This is a genomic window from Novosphingobium lindaniclasticum LE124 (assembly GCF_000445125.1).
GTDB classification, from domain to species: Bacteria; Pseudomonadota; Alphaproteobacteria; order Sphingomonadales; family Sphingomonadaceae; genus Novosphingobium; species Novosphingobium lindaniclasticum.
Window position 1 is genome coordinate 77,083 of the sequence record NZ_ATHL01000054.1, and the last position, 14,823, is coordinate 91,905.

The 14,823-nt window shown below is 63.8% G+C and carries 14 protein-coding genes; 4 read left to right on the plus strand and 10 right to left on the minus strand.

Annotated features, from left to right (window positions below):
* Window positions 1–6 precede the first annotated feature (6 nt).
* Window positions 7–402 (minus strand): succinate dehydrogenase, cytochrome b556 subunit, encoded by a 396-nt coding sequence (sdhC, locus tag L284_RS32125; protein WP_021233413.1) that lies wholly within the window; start codon window positions 400–402, stop codon window positions 7–9.
* Window positions 403–623: 221 nt separating this feature from the next.
* Between sdhC and bla the strand changes: the two genes are divergently transcribed.
* The 3 genes from bla to sciP all read left to right on the plus strand — a co-directional run bounded on the left by bla (window position 624) and on the right by sciP (window position 3,055).
* Window positions 624–1,595, plus strand: coding sequence for a subclass B3 metallo-beta-lactamase (bla, locus tag L284_RS32130; RefSeq protein ID WP_021233414.1), 972 nt, complete (start codon window positions 624–626; stop codon window positions 1,593–1,595).
* Window positions 1,592–2,509 (plus strand): 50S ribosomal protein L11 methyltransferase, encoded by a 918-nt coding sequence (locus L284_RS32135; RefSeq protein WP_021233415.1) that lies wholly within the window; start codon window positions 1,592–1,594, stop codon window positions 2,507–2,509. Before bla ends, L284_RS32135 begins: the two co-directional genes overlap by 4 nt.
* A 243-nt stretch (window positions 2,510–2,752) precedes the next feature.
* Window positions 2,753–3,055, plus strand: a complete 303-nt coding sequence (sciP, locus tag L284_RS32140) for a CtrA inhibitor SciP (RefSeq protein WP_021233416.1) — start codon at window positions 2,753–2,755, stop codon at window positions 3,053–3,055.
* Between the two features lie 91 nt (window positions 3,056–3,146).
* On the opposite strand, the gene ligA is transcribed toward sciP, so the two are convergent.
* The gene (gene ligA / locus L284_RS32145; protein WP_021233417.1) at window positions 3,147–5,306 is read right to left on the minus strand and encodes an NAD-dependent DNA ligase LigA; all 2,160 of its coding nucleotides are present in this window, start codon (window positions 5,304–5,306) and stop codon (window positions 3,147–3,149) included.
* A 158-nt stretch (window positions 5,307–5,464) separates the two neighbouring features.
* Between ligA and L284_RS32150 the strand changes: the two genes are divergently transcribed.
* Window positions 5,465–6,097, plus strand: coding sequence for a trimeric intracellular cation channel family protein (locus L284_RS32150; protein ID WP_031341784.1), 633 nt, complete (start codon window positions 5,465–5,467; stop codon window positions 6,095–6,097).
* A gap of 55 nt (window positions 6,098–6,152) precedes the next feature.
* Here L284_RS32150 and L284_RS32155 read toward each other — a convergent pair whose 3' ends face one another.
* From L284_RS32155 to secY, 8 genes are all read right to left on the minus strand, one after another.
* Window positions 6,153–8,303 carry a prolyl oligopeptidase family serine peptidase gene (locus L284_RS32155; RefSeq protein WP_081673932.1) on the minus strand — a complete coding sequence of 717 codons (2,151 nt, stop codon included), beginning with the start codon at window positions 8,301–8,303 and terminating at the stop codon, window positions 6,153–6,155.
* A 145-nt stretch (window positions 8,304–8,448) separates the two neighbouring features.
* Window positions 8,449–8,871 (minus strand): 50S ribosomal protein L17, encoded by a 423-nt coding sequence (gene rplQ / locus L284_RS32160; protein ID WP_021233420.1) that lies wholly within the window; start codon window positions 8,869–8,871, stop codon window positions 8,449–8,451.
* Between the two features lie 176 nt (window positions 8,872–9,047).
* Window positions 9,048–9,578, minus strand: coding sequence for an AAA family ATPase (locus L284_RS0123930; protein WP_031341787.1), 531 nt, complete (start codon window positions 9,576–9,578; stop codon window positions 9,048–9,050).
* 94 nt (window positions 9,579–9,672) lie between these two features.
* On the minus strand, window positions 9,673–10,740 hold the full coding sequence (locus L284_RS32165) for a DNA-directed RNA polymerase subunit alpha (protein ID WP_021233422.1): 1,068 nt from the start codon (window positions 10,738–10,740) through the stop codon (window positions 9,673–9,675).
* 105 nt (window positions 10,741–10,845) lie between these two features.
* Entirely contained in the window at window positions 10,846–11,235 is a 390-nt protein-coding gene (gene rpsK / locus L284_RS32170; protein ID WP_007011846.1) for a 30S ribosomal protein S11, read from the minus strand.
* A gap of 66 nt (window positions 11,236–11,301) precedes the next feature.
* On the minus strand, window positions 11,302–11,670 hold the full coding sequence (gene rpsM, locus L284_RS32175) for a 30S ribosomal protein S13 (RefSeq protein WP_021233423.1): 369 nt from the start codon (window positions 11,668–11,670) through the stop codon (window positions 11,302–11,304).
* 943 nt (window positions 11,671–12,613) lie between these two features.
* Window positions 12,614–13,261 carry an adenylate kinase gene (locus L284_RS32180; protein ID WP_031341790.1) on the minus strand — a complete coding sequence of 216 codons (648 nt, stop codon included), beginning with the start codon at window positions 13,259–13,261 and terminating at the stop codon, window positions 12,614–12,616.
* Window positions 13,262–13,293: 32 nt separating this feature from the next.
* Window positions 13,294–14,661, minus strand: a complete 1,368-nt coding sequence (gene secY, locus L284_RS32185) for a preprotein translocase subunit SecY (protein ID WP_021233425.1) — start codon at window positions 14,659–14,661, stop codon at window positions 13,294–13,296.
* Window positions 14,662–14,823 lie beyond the last annotated feature (162 nt).

Consider the following 14,823-nt stretch of genomic DNA (forward strand, 5'->3'; position numbering starts at 1 on the left):
CGTTCCTCAGCGAAGCAGCAGGATCGCCCAGAAGGCGACGGTGGCGAGCACGCCCAGGATCGGGCAGACGACCGACCAGGTCTTGTTCGTCTTGAGTTCGAAGCCGCCACCCACGTCGAGCACGAAGTGGCGCAGGCCGCTCATCATGTGGGAGAAAAACGCCCAGGAGATGCCGACGAGGACGAGATAGCCGATCGGCGTCGTCATCGCCCAACTGAAGGTCTCGTAAGAGGCCGGGCCGCCCGCGAGCGCTCCGAGCCACCACAGCAGCACGCCGAGTCCGGCGAACGCCATTCCGTCACCCGTCACGCGGTGCAGAATCGAGACGAACATGTGAGGGCCCCAACGCCAGATCTGGAGATGGGGCGAAAGCGGACGGTTCCTGGTGCCGTCTTTGGCCATGGCTCTTTCGAATCCCTTTTGCCTTATGCAGCAGCCTCGAGGCTGCCCCTGTCGAAAGTCCCCTTAGACAAATCGCCGCTTCGCGCAAGTTCCGCGAAGCACATCGCGCATGCGTCGCGCACAACGCCCTTCGAGAGAGCATGGCCGTTCGCCGCGACAAAGTCCCTTGCGATCCTTCCGCCACTGGCCTTGCTGCCCTCGTGAGCCTAAAGCGCGGTCCTATGAGATCTGTCCCTAACATCCTTGCCCTCGCGCTGCTGCCTGCCTGCGCGCCGTCGTCCGGCAATGCGGAAACCGCGCAGGAGGTCCGAGCCGAACAAGCCGCTCCGCCCGCCTCGCCCCGCACAGTAGAGCCGAGTGCCGACGGAGCAAAGCTGACCAATGCCTGCAAAGGGCGCGACGGGTGGGCGGAAGCAGCGCCGCCCGCCAAGCTTTTCGGAAACACCTGGTACGTCGGTACTTGCGGTATTTCCGCAATCCTCGTCACCGGAACGGATGGCCACGTCCTGATCGACGGCGGGCTTCCCGAAGCGGCACCGCTGGTTCTCGCCAACATCGCCGCTGCGGGTTTCAAGGCGCGCGACGTTCGCTGGATACTTTCCAGCCATGAGCATTTCGACCATGCCGGGGCGCTGGCAGCCCTCCAGCGCGCAACCGGAGCCCGCGTCGCCGCACTGCCAGCTGCTGCACAGGTGCTGGAAACCGGCGAAGCCGATCCGGAAGATCCGCAGTTCGGTGGTCTCGACGCTTTCCCCGCCGTCCGCGTCGACAGGCACCTGGCGGACGGCGAGCACGTGGCAGTGGGCAAGCTCTCGCTGACCGCCCACGCCACTCTGGCCCATGCCGCTGGCTCGACAAGCTGGACCTGGCGCGCCTGCGACGAGCAGAAGCAATGCCTGACGGTCGCCTATGCTGACAGCGCGTCGGCCATCTCGGCCAAGGGCTATCGCTTCACCGACCACCCGGTGCGCGTCGAAGCCGTCCGCAAGGGCCTCGACCGCATCGCTACGCTTCCCTGCGATCTGCTGATCACCCCCCACCCCGGCGCGAGCGATCTTTTCGCGCGGCTTTCGGGTGCAGCCCCGCTGGTCGATCCCGCCGCCTGCCGCCGCTATGCGGCCACCGCCAAAGCCCGCTTCGAGACGCGCCTTTCCGAAGAGACCGCTCCCGAGGCAAAGGAGATCCGTTCGTGAGTTGGAAGATTACCGCCTACGCCCCCCGCGCCGTGATCGAGAGCGCCCTGATCGCGCATGAAGATGCCTTTGATTGGGATCCCGACATCGTCCTGTCGGGCAGCGAGATCGCGGAAGACAAGCCGGATGACTGGCAGCTCGAGGCCTGGCTGGCCCATGAGCCCGGCGACACGGAGAAGAACGCGGTCGCAGCCTTGTTCGAAGGCGCGCCGTCAGGCGGCAAGACCCCCGAATTCATTATCGAGGAACTGCCCGAAACCGATTGGCTCGTGACCAGCCAGCAAGGCCTCGAACCGATCCGGGCGGGCCGGTTCCACGTTCACACGCCCGACCATCCGGCAACGGACGAGCGTGGCGTGATCGACTTCACGATCCCAGCCAGCCAGGCTTTCGGCACCGGCCAGCACGCCACGACCGCCGGCTGCCTCGCCATGTTGACGCACATGAAGGCGCAAGGGCTGATCTTCCGCAACCATGCCGACATCGGGACCGGCACCGGCCTGCTTGCCTTCGCCGCCATGGCGCTCTGGCCTCGCGCTCTCGCCACCGCCAGCGACATCGACCAGGTCTGCGTCGGCGTCGTGGAAGACAATGCCAAGGCCAACGGCGTCAGGATGGGCCCGCGCGGCGGCGAGTTGGTAATGACCGTGGCCGATGGCATGGACCACCCCCTGATCGCGGCACGCGGGCCCTACGACCTCATCATGGCCAACATCCTCGCGGGGCCGCTGGTGTCGCTGGCACCCGACTTCGCCCGTTCGCTGGCACCGGGCGGCAGCCTGGTCCTTGCCGGCCTGCTCGAAACCCAAGAAGAAGCGGTTCGCCGCGCCTGCCGCCGTGCCGGGCTGCGCCTGGCGGGACGCCTGGTGAACGGTGACTGGTCCATCCTGTGGATGCGCGCCCGGCGCAGATGACACGGAATGTGTCCCGCCCCGTCCGATGGCGAAGATCCATTGGGGGGGCGCCGTTCAATTATTCTGCGTAAACGCCCTATAAAGGGTTAGCCTCGATCTCTCGTCGGGGCTTTTCATGAACAATCAATACCTTGCATGAGTCGTGGTAATTTCTCGTTAATCATGCACAGTTACGTTGAATTAAGGGTTTCCACCAAGAATTAAGGCCAAGGGGGGCTGGTAACAACAGCTCGAGAGGCCAAAATGCTTCAATCTGATCTAGATCGGCCGCGTGCCGTCGTCGGACCCCTGGGTGAAGCTCTCGACAAGAGCAGCCTGCCGCCGCGCAATACTTCACGCTGGGTCGTCCGCCGCAAGGCGGAAGTCGTCGCCGCCGTGAACGGAGGCCTGCTGACGATTGCCGAGGCATGCGACCGCTACGACCTCACGCTTGAGGAACTGGCGTCCTGGCAACGCGCCGTCGAGCGCGAGGGCATGGCAGGACTGCGCGCAACCCGGGTTCAGCACTACCGACACCTGCACGAACGACAGGCTCGGCATACCTGATCGCGCGCGCCCATACGCGCAGTAGCTGGAGGGCGGACGTCGGCACGGTGCCGCCGCCCGCCCTTGCGCCTTTAAATCTCGGGCCCGTCGTTCAACGGCCAGTTCGATCCGCTGACTGAACGATCTGCGCCCACTCGGCCTCGTCGATGACCCGGATGCCGAGATCGGCGGCCTTCTTCAGTTTGGACCCTGCCCCCGGCCCTGCGACCAGGAGGTCCGTCTTTGCCGAAATCGACCCTGCCGCCTTGGCGCCGAGCCGCTCGGCCTGGGCCTTGGCCTCGTCCCGGCTCATCGTCTCCAGCTTACCGGTGAAAACGACGGTCTTGCCCGCCACTTCGCTGTCCACGGTCTCCACGACATAGCGCGGCGGCGACACTTCCGAGAGCAGGTCGTCCCAGACTTCGCGGTTGTGTTCTTCATGGAAGAAGCCGCCGAGCGCCTCCACCACGGCGGGACCGATGCCGTCGATCGAGACCAGTTCCGAATAGGCCTCGCTGCCGGCAGCGGCCGCGTCCTCACCGCCGCGAACATGCACGGCCTCGGCGATGGCGCGCAGGGCGGGCAGGGTTTCGAAGCGCTTCAGCAGATCGCGCGCCGTAACCGCGCCGATGTGGCGGATGCCCAGCCCGAACAGCAGGCGGGCGGCGTCGGGACTGCGCTTGCTTTCCACAGCCGCCAACAGGTTGTCCACAGACTTGTCCTTCCATCCGCCAAGCCCGAGAATGGCCTCCCGGCGCCGACGCAGGCGGAAGATATCGGCGGGACTTTCCAGCCATCCCTTGGCGAAGAACTCGTCGATGGTCTTTTCGCCCAGCCCCTCGATATCGAGCGCGGCCCGGCTGACGAAATGCTTCAGGCGTTCGGTACGCTGGGCCGGGCAGATCAATCCGCCGGTGCAGCGCACATCGACCTCACCCTCTTCCGCCACGGCTTCGCTGTCGCATTGCGGGCACCTGTCAGGAAAGACGAAAGCGGGCCGCTGCTCGTCGCGGGTGACGTTGTCGACGACCTGCGGGATCACATCTCCGGCGCGTTGCAGCACGATCCGGTCGCCTGGACGAACGCCAAGCCGCGCGATCTCGTCGCGGTTGTGCAATGTCACGTTGGTGACGGTGACGCCGCCGACCAGCACCGGCTTCAGGCGGCCTACCGGCGTGAGCTTGCCGGTGCGACCTACCTGGATGTCGATGGATTCGAGCACGGTCTCCGCGCGCTCCGCCGGGAACTTGTGCGCCAGAGCCCATCGCGGCGCCTTCGCCACGAACCCCAGGCGCTGCTGCCAGTCGAGCCGGTCGACTTTGTAGACGACGCCGTCGATCTCGAACGGCAGAGCCGCACGGCCGTCTCGGATGCCCCGGTAAGCCCCCAGCATGTCTTTCACCGAATGACAAAGCCGGAACCGCGGCGAGACCGGCAAGCCCCAGGACTCAATCTTGCGGATCACCTCGTGCTGGCTTGCGCCGGGGATCCGGCTCGCCGCGCCCCATCCATGGGCCCAGAAGCGCAGCGGGCGCTTGGCAGTTACGCTTGCATCCTTCTGGCGCAGCGACCCAGCGGCGGCATTCCGCGGATTGGCGAACTGGCGGACCTTGGTCTCGTCGAACGCCTCTCCCCTCGCTTCCGCCTGCGCGCGGGCTTCGGCCATGAGCGTTTCGTTGAGCGCGAGGAACGCCGCCTTTTCCATATAGACTTCGCCGCGGACCTCGAAGACCTCTGGCACGCCGTCGCCGGTCAGTTCCTGTACCACGTCGGGGATGTGGGCGACGTTGGCGGTCACGTCCTCACCCACTTGCCCGTCGCCGCGCGTGGCTGCCCGCACCAACCTGCCCTGCTCGTAGCGCAAGGAGCAGGAGAGGCCGTCGATCTTGTCCTCCGCCGTGACCAGCACCGGATCGTCGGCCGAGAGCGAGAGAAAACGCCGCACCCGGCCCACGAAATCCGCCACCTCCTCATCGGTGAAGGCGTTGTCGAGGCTCATCATGCGAACCTCGTGCGTCACTTTCGAGAGCGGCGAAGCGGCGACTTCATGGCCGACCTTGTTGCTCGGGCTATCGGGCCGCGCGAGGTGCGGGAAGGCGGCCTCCAGTTCCGCATTGCGGCGAACGAGGGCATCGTATTCGGCGTCCGAGATCTCGGGCGCATCCTCGGCATGATAGAGCCGATTGGCGCGATGGATCTGCCGTGCCAGGCGCATCAATTCGTTGGCGGCTTCGGCTTCGTCGGTCGCGAGGCTGGTCTGGGGCGTGGTCATGCCTCGGTGATAGGACAGAGCCGCGCGCGTTGGAATTGCTTCCGACGCTTAATCCCCTTTCCGCCGCGCGCTTTTCTACGGGGCGCCCGGATCAAACCACGGCCCGAGCCATCCAGCTTTCGCTCCCGCTTTTCCCGGCACGCGGCTATGACTTGACCATGCCCACGATCATCCCGCCAGATTCCCCCGCCCTGCCCGCGGCCTTCGACATCCTGGGCATCGCCGTCTTTGCGCTGACCGGCGCCTTGTCGGCAGCGCAGATGCGCCAGACGTTCGTGACCGTAGCTTTCTTCGCCCTCATGACCGGCGTGGGCGGGGGCACCCTGCGCGATCTGCTGATCGGCGCCCCCGTATTCTGGGTCCGCGATCCCTTCGTGGCGCCGGTCTGCCTGGCCGTGGCGCTTCTCGCCTGGTTCACGCCGGTGCGCTGGTGGCAGGGCAGGTTGTTGGAATGGGCCGACGCGCTTGGCCTTGCCGTCTACTCGGGTTTCGGCACCATCAAGGCGATGGCCTGGGGCGTCCCCCCCGTGCCGGCCATGGTGATGGGCGTGGTGACGGGCTGCGTCGGGGGCATCGTGCGCGACGTCGTGGCGGGACAGCCCTCGATCCTGATGCGGCCCGAACTCTATGTCACCGCAGGGGCCCTTGCCGCTGCCGTGGCGGCCGCAGGCCTCGCCATGGGCTTTTCCCCGGCGCTGACCTGGGCCGTGGCTGCCACGGTCGGCTTCGCATTGCGCGGCGCTGCCATCCACTGGTCGCTAGGCTTGCCCGCCCATGAAGGCGCGGACTGAAGGCTCCGCAAGGGGCTCCGGCGATCGGCGCCGCCTTTGCGGAACCGCATGGGCGTTACTTGGGAACCGCCAAGCCGGTCCACTGCGATACGAATGACAGCACGTCCGCGCTTTCCTCGATCACCTTGTCCGTCGGCTTGCCCGAGCCGTGACCGGCGCGAGTCTCGATGCGGATGAGATGCGGCTTGTCGCCCAACGGAGCGGCCTGGAGAGCCGCCGCGTACTTGAACGAGTGCCCGGGAACAACGCGGTCGTCGGTGTCGGCCGTCGTCACCAGAATGGCCGGGTAGTTCGTTCCCGCCTTGATGTTGTGATAAGGCGAGTAGGCGCGCAGCACCCGGAAATCCGCTTCGCGATCGGGATAGCCATAGTCGTCCACCCAATAGCGTCCGGCGGTGAACCGGTCAAAGCGAAGCATGTCCATCACGCCGACTTGCGGCACGCCGGCGGCGAACAGGTCGGGACGCTGGTTGAGCACGGCTCCGACCAGAAGACCGCCGTTCGATCCGCCTTGGATGGCTAGACCGTCCTGCGTGGCGACGCCTTCCTTCTTCAGGTACTCGCCGGCGGCGATGAAGTCGTCGAAGACGTTCTGCTTGTTGGCGCGCCGACCGGCATCGTGCCAGGCACGTCCGTATTCCCCGCCCCCGCGAAGATTTGCCATGGCGAAGGCGCCGCCGGCCTGGACCCAGGCCATCCGGCTCGCCGAAAACCCGGGCGTCAGCGAGATATCGAAACCACCGTAGCCATAGAGCAGCGTCGGCACCGCCTTGCCGGCGTTTGCCACATCCTTGCGGCGAACCAGGAACATCGGCACCCGCGTTCCGTCCTTGGAGGTGTAGAAGCGCTGCTCGACCGCGATCTCGGCGGGATCGAAGTCCATCGCCGGTTCAGCAAAGGGCTCCGACACGCCGGTATCGAGGTTCATGCGGAAGATCGAGGCAGGGCGATTGAAGCTTGTGAACGAGTAGAACGTTTCCGGATCGCCCGGCTTGCCCCGGAAACCGGACGCCGTTCCGATGCCGTTCAGAGCCAGCGCCCGCCCCTGCTTGCCGTCGAGCCCCACGATCTCCGCATGGCTCGCGGCATCGCGCATGTAGTTGAGCACCAACTGTCGCCCGACGATGCCCGCCTTTTCCAGAATATCGTCTCGCTGGGGCACGATTTCGGTGAACGAGGGCGCACTTGCGCCAAGATCGATGCTGACCAATCGGTAGCGCGGCGCGTTCTCGTTCGTCACGAACCAGAGCTTCTGGCCCGCGCCTTCCACAAGCCGCCAGTCATCCTTGAAGCCGGTGACGATCGGACGTGCGGCCCAACCGTCCTTGCCCCGACGGGACAGATCGATGACGCGAACGTCGTAGCGCGAATCGGTTCCGACGTGCGTCGTGATTACCGCCAGTCGCCCGTCCTGCGTCACCTCGGCGGTATGCCCGTAGTCCTGGTGCTTGGGAGTGGCATAGACGAGTTCGTCGGCGCTCTGAGGCGTGCCCAGACGGTGGTAGTAGATCGCCTGGTTGTAGTTCAGGCTCTGGAACGCCGCGCCTTCCTTGGGAGCCGGGAAGCGGGAGTAGAGGAAGCCTTCCTCACCGATCCAGGCCAGACCGCTGAACTTGACCCAGCGCAGTTCGTCATCCAGAACCTTGCCGCTTGTCGCATCCATGACATGCAGAATGCGCCAGTCGCTGCCGCCGTCCTGCACGCTGTAGAGAACGTAGCGGCCCTGCTGCGAAGGCTCCCAGGCATCGAGCGCGGTGGCGCCGTCCTTGGCCCAGGCGTTCGGATCGATCAGGAGACGCGGCTTTCCGTTCAGACCATCCCGCACGAAAAGCTGGGACTGGTTCTGCAACCCGCTGTTGCGCGTATAGAAGTAGCGCTTACCCGCCTTCACCGGCAGGCCATAACGCTCGAAATCCATGAGCGTACTGATGCGCTGCTTGAACCATGCCCGCTGCGGCAGAGTCTCCAGATAGGCCTGGGTAAAGCGCGATTCGCGGTCGACCCAGTCGGCCACCTTCGCATCCTGGCGGACGTCCGCCTCGAGCCAGCGATAGGGATCCGCGACCTTCTCGCCGAATTGCGTGTCCACCACATCGTCGCGGCGGGTTTCCGGATAGTTCATCGTCGCCCCCTTCTTTATAGATACCGCCGGCTCAGATACCGTCTGGGCCGATACCGGCAGCGCCGAGAGCAAGCTGAAAGTCATCGCGCCTAAGGCCCCGCCGAGCCCGCCTTTCCAAGGCATTCCATTCCCCTGAAACAAAAAACAAAAAGCGGCCGCGAGCTTAGCACTCGCGACCGCTCTTGCAATGTTTCATCCGCTTCCCTGTGGAAAGCGAAGGCCGAAGCTATCAGGCTTCCGCGTATTCCTCGGTCTCAGCAGCAACCGGACCCGAATCTTGACCCTTGGCCTCGACGTCCCGATCGACGAGTTCGATGATCGCGATCGGAGCGGCGTCCGAAGCGCGGATGCCGGCCTTGATGATCCGGGTGTAGCCGCCGCTGCGACCGGCATAACGCTCGGCGAGAACTTCGAAGAGCTTCTTTTCCTGCGTTTCGTCCATCAGGCGAGCATGCGCCAGACGACGGTTGGAAAGACCACCATGCTTGGCAAGGGTGATCAGCTTCTCGAGGTAAGGACGCAGTTCCTTCGCCTTCGGCGTCGTGGTCTGGATCTGCTCGTGCTTGATAAGCGCGGCGGCCATGTTGCGCAGAAGGGCGGCACGGTGGCCGGAGGTGCGCTGCAGCTTGCGCTGACCGTGCTTGTGACGCATGTCTTATCTTCCTGTTTGTCAGGCAGCCGTTTCAGGTACTGCCTGCCGGGCGATGCGGTGCGGCCACCGCCCTAAGCCGATTCTCTCTTCGTGAAGCGCTGCCCTCAAGACGAAAACGGACGGAGAGTCAAGGTAAAGCAGCGTTGCAGCCGCTTCGTGTCAGGAAAAGCGGGGACCTACCCCAACTTCTCCAAGATGAAGTCCGCGCGAGCTTCGACAGTGGTTCTCGGCAGCACTTCGACATAATAATCCAGTGTATCGAAGGCCTTCAACAACCTCTCGTACTCGTCGACCGCTTCGCGCAGCCCATGCCTGCGACCAGCGTCATTGATGTAAATTTCAGGCCAAGGAGGAACTACGAATACGCGGCGATGATAACGCTCCGCGGCAATTCGGCCCAGGACCGGCTCCCCCAAAGCCAGTTCAAGCGCGACGGCGGCATCTACCAGCCCACGGTCGAAGAACACCCACTGGTCGCTATCCGCAGCAGCGGCACGGTCGGCCCGAGCGACCGCCATGGCCCGTTCCGCGAAGGCCGCCAAATCAATCCATGGTAGCACTCGACCGCCCCTCTTCGTTTCCGCCATAACAATACGCCGGCCGGGCTCCGGCACGGAGGCAAAGCCGCGAGCCTCGAGTTCAGCGAGCAAAGACGATTTGCCTCCACCCGAACAACCGGAAATAAGGACCCAGCGATTTTCGGCCATATGCGCCACGCCTAGCTCACGCCCAGAGGGCCATAACGAAAAAGGGCTTCGCGATTGCTCGCGAAGCCCTCTTCATTCCGATCGTGAGAACCGATCAGCCGAGCAGTTCCTGCTCCAGCTTCTTGGCCATCTCTTCGATGTTCTCGGGCGGCCAGCCCGGGATGTCCATGCCGAGGCGCAGGCCCATCGACGAAAGGACTTCCTTGATCTCGTTGAGCGACTTGCGGCCGAAGTTCGGCGTGCGCAGCATCTCGGCTTCGGTCTTCTGGACCAGGTCGCCGATGTAGATGATGTTGTCGTTCTTGAGGCAGTTGGCCGAACGGACCGACAGTTCCAGCTCGTCCACCTTCTTGAGAAGGTAGCGGTTGAGCTGGTTGGTGTCGCTCTCTTCCGAGGCGGCAGCGCTGCCGGCAGCCATGCCGATCATCGGCGACTGTCCAACGGGAGCGATATCCTCGAAATGGACGAACAGCGCCAGCTGGTCCTGAAGGATGCGAGCGGCATAAGCCACCGCATCTTCAGGTGCCACGGTGCCGTCGGTCTCGACCGTGAGGCTCAGCTTGTCGAAGTCGAGTTCCTGACCGATACGGGCGTTGTCGACCTTGTAGCTGACCTGACGGACCGGCGAGTACAGTGAGTCCACCGGGATAAGACCGATCGGCGCATCCACCGGGCGGTTCGACACGGCCGGGACGTAGCCCTTGCCGGTGTCGGCGGTGAATTCCATGTTCAGAACTGCGCCATCGTCGAGGTGGCAGATCACGAGGTCCTTGTTCATGACCTCGATGTCGCCCGACACCGCAATGTCGCCGGCCTTCACCTCACCCGGACCCGTGGCCGAGAGCTGCAGACGCTTGGGGCCTTCACCCTGCATCTTGAGAGCGATCTGCTTGACGTTCAGGACAATGTCCGTGACGTCCTCGCGCACACCGGCAAGCGACGAAAATTCGTGCAGCACGTTCTCGATCTTGATCGAGGTGATCGCGGCGCCCTGCAGCGAGGAGAGCAGCACGCGACGCAGCGCGTTGCCAAGCGTCAGGCCGAAGCCGCGCTCGAGAGGTTCGGCGACGAAAGTCGCCTTCAGCTTGGGGTCGGGTCCCGGCTTGATCTCAAGGCTGTTCGGCTTCTTGAGTTCCTGCCAGTTCTTGATGTTGACAGTCATGGACTTCCCCTGGGAGTGATGGCGGTTACGTCCCGCGGCCTGGTGGAAAGGCCCGGGACGTTCCGAAGCCGAACGACGACCGGTTCGCCGTTCGGATTAGCTCGATCAGACGCGGCGACGCTTGGAAGGACGCACGCCGTTGTGCGGGATCGGCGTCACATCGCGGATCGAGGTAATGGTGAAGCCGACGGCCTGGAGCGCACGCAGGGCGCTCTCACGACCCGAACCAGGGCCCTTGACTTCGACTTCGAGGGTGCGGACGCCGTGCTCGGCGGCCTTCTTGCCGGCATCGTCGGCAGCAACCTGGGCGGCATAGGGAGTCGACTTGCGGCTGCCCTTGAAGCCCATCATACCGGCCGAGGACCACGAAATCGCGTTGCCCTGGGCATCGGTGATGGTCACCATCGTGTTGTTGAAGCTTGCATTCACGTGCGCGATGCCGCTCGTGATGTTCTTGCGCTCGCGGCGCTTAATGCGCTGAGGTTCGCGTGCCATATCCGTGTATCCTGTCGAAAAATCGCTGGGGGAAACCGACTGGGCCGATCGCTCGGCCCGCGCGGCTTACTTCTTCTTGCCGGCGATGGGCTTGGCCTTGCCCTTGCGGGTGCGCGCATTGGTGTGCGTGCGCTGGCCACGAACCGGCAGACCCTTGCGGTGACGCAGGCCACGGTAGCAAGCGAGGTCCATGAGACGCTTGATGTTCATCGCGGTTTCGCGACGAAGGTCACCTTCCACCGTGTGATCGGCGTCAATCGTTTCGCGGATCTGAAGGACTTCGGCGTCCGACAGGTCCTGAACGCGGCGGCTGTGATCGATGCCAAGCTTGTCGGCGATCTCGAGAGCCTTGGTACGACCGATACCATGGATGTAGGTGAGCGCAATGATAACGCGCTTGTTGGTGGGGATGTTTACCCCGGCAATACGAGCCACTTAAATCTCCATGCTCCACAGGGAACGCCGCTCGGCGGGCCCCATCTCAACGCTTCCTCACTCGAAAAGCGAAATGACGAAAAGGTCCGGTAGGCGGCACGCTCGGTGCCATCGCCACCCGGACTTGCCGAAACCTTTTGAGTGAAGGGCGCGCATAAGACGATTCGCAAGGCATGTCAACGCCTGCGAACAGCGTCGCTCGATCCCGGCCAGACCATCAGCCTAAGAGAGCGGGTGCGCCGGAACCGTTTATCGCATCCCGCAAGGTTAGTCAAAAAGACGGCAGTCGATGCAACGCCTTTCGTGGGCCCTACGATTCACCGCTATCTCGCTTCCTGCTCGATCTCCCCACCCGAAATGGCGGCGAGTCGGCCGATCTGTACTTCCAGCACGGCATCCGCGGCAGGAGCGATGCGATCCAGGCCGGAACTGGCGTAACCGCTAGGACGTATTCGGCGACGATCCGCGTACCGCCCCTGTCCGGGTCGAGACGGAACGTGATCGCTCCCTGCACCGCGTCGGCCTGGACTAGGCCGACGGCACCGCTCATGCGGAGCAGTTTGCCTTTATCTGCGTGGAGACCCGCATATGCTCCACACCGCCCCGATTCCTGTCCCCATCACCGCTGTGCGAGGGCGATGTTTCGCAGAAGCATCCTCCTCGGCGTGGATCGATGCTCAGATTTGCGACGTCACCACAATGACTGTACGCGCCGTCCCACCACGAAGCGGGGGCGACAAGAACATCCCAGGTCTTTTCAGGAGGACCGGGCACCGCCGCGACATAGCGCAACACGATGGCCTTGTTCGAAAGTACGGCAACCCGCGCCTGCACGGGCTGCCATGACAAGACGCCTGCCGCCGCGATGACGCTCAGGCGAAGCAATGCGGCGTTCTCATCGAACGTCCCTCTAACCGGCGGGGCGAAGACCCCGCCGGCTATGTCAGGACTTGAGAATAGCTTCAATCGCGCCGGATACCTGATCCATGTCGGCCATGCCGTCAACCTTGGCGACGATCCCGCGCGCCTCGTAGATCGGCAGGATCGGCGCCGTCTTGGCGCGATATTCGGCGAGACGCGTGCGGACGGTTTCCGCATTGTCATCCGGACGACGCTTGAATTCCGTACCGCCGCACTTGTCGCAGACGCCGGCAACCTTGGGCTGCTCGAACGTATCGTGATACCCCTTGCCGCAGCAAGCGCAGGTAAAGCGGCCGGTGATGCGCTCGACCAGTGCTTCCTCATCGACCTCCAGCTCGATCACATGGTCGAGCTGGCGACCGCGAACACGGAGGATCTCGTCGAGCGATTCCGCCTGAGCGGCGGTGCGGGGATAGCCGTCGAAGATCGCGCCGACATCCGCACCCATGGCATCGAGCTCATCGCCGATCAGCGCCGAGACGATCGCATCGGAGACCAGCTCGCCTCGCTCCATCACCGCTTTGGCTTCGAGCCCGGTCGGGGTGCCCGCTTTCACGGCTGCGCGGAGCATGTCCCCGGTCGAAAGCTGGCGCATGCCGTGCCGCTCGACCAATCGCTGCGCTTGCGTTCCCTTGCCCGCCCCCGGCGGGCCTAACAGGATGATATTCACGCCTTACCCCTCATCTGTCCCTGAACGCGCTGTCAGCGCATACGTCCCTTGAGTTTAGCCTTCTTGATCAGGTCGCCGTACTGGTGTGCCAGCAGGTGCGACTGGATCTGGGTGATCGTGTCCACCGTGACGTTGACGACGATCAGCAGGCTGGTTCCGCCCATGAACAGCAACGGCAGACCGGTCATCGAGAGAAAATACTCGGGAACGGTGCAGACGATGGTCAAGTAGATCGCGCCGATCACGGTTACGCGGGTCAGCACGTAATCCAGATAGTTCGCGGTATTCTTGCCCGGACGAATGCCCGGGATGAAACCGCCGTTCTTCTTGAGGTTCTCCGCCGTCTCTTCGGGATTGAAGACGACCGCGGTGTAAAAGAACGAGAAGAAGATGATGCCGCCGGCATAGAGCAGCATATAGAGCGGCTTGCCGTGGCCCAGGTACTGGTTGAGCGCGACGACGATCTTGCCCCAAGTCGATTCGGGATTCAGCGAATTGCCGGCAAACTGCGTGATGGTCAGCGGCAGCAAGAGCAGCGAGCTGGCGAAGATCGGTGGGATCACGCCCGCGGTGTTGATCTTCAGCGGCAGGTGGCTGCGATCGGCCTGCATCATACCGCGCTGGGTAGCGCGTTTCGGATACTGGATCAGCAGACGGCGCTGGGCACGCTCGGCGAAACAGATCATCAGGATCATGGCCACGATCAGCACGATCAGCGAGATGATGAGGATCGAACCGGTGTCGCCGGCGCTGTAGGCCTGACCGACGTTGCTGGCGAAAGTGGGCATCTGTGCGACGATACCCGCCATGATGATCAGCGAAACGCCGTTGCCGATCCCGCGCGAGGTGATCTGCTCACCGAGCCACAGCAGGAACATCGTGCCGCCGACCAGCGAGATGACCGCGCCGATCCGGAAGACCATGCCCGGGTCGACCACGGCCTGAAGGCCGCTGGATGCGCCGTAAGCTTCAAGGCTCACCGCCAGGAACCAGCCCTGGATAGCGCAGAGCAGCACGGCGCCATAGCGCGTGTACTGGTTCAGCTTCTTGCGACCAGCCTCGCCTTCCTTCTTCAGCGCCACCAGCGCCGGATGGAGCGACGCGGCCAGCTGTACGACGATCGAGCTGGTGATGTACGGCATCACACCAAGTGCGATCAGGCTCATGCGCGAAAGCGAGCCGCCCGAGAACGTGTTGAACAGGTCGAGAATGCCGCCCTGGGTCTTGCTGTAAAGCTGCGAGAGAATCAGCGGGTTGACCCCGGGCAACGGAACGAAGCTCAGGAATCGGAAAACGATCAGCGCGCCGATCGTGAACCAGATTCGGTTCTTGAGTTCGGTCGCCTTCGAGAAGTTGGCCAGGCTCAGTGTGCTGGCGATATTGTCGGCGCGTGAAGCCATGACGATTTGTAAAGCCTCGATAGTCGGTTCGGGTCCAGCCTTAGCGACTGCATGAAGGCTTGTCGAACACCGGTTCTGGTCCGCTCATATAGACATTCACGGCGGGTCTGGAAGGCCCCAGCGCGGCGCAAGTCATAATGAAGAGAGGGCGAAGCGCATGGC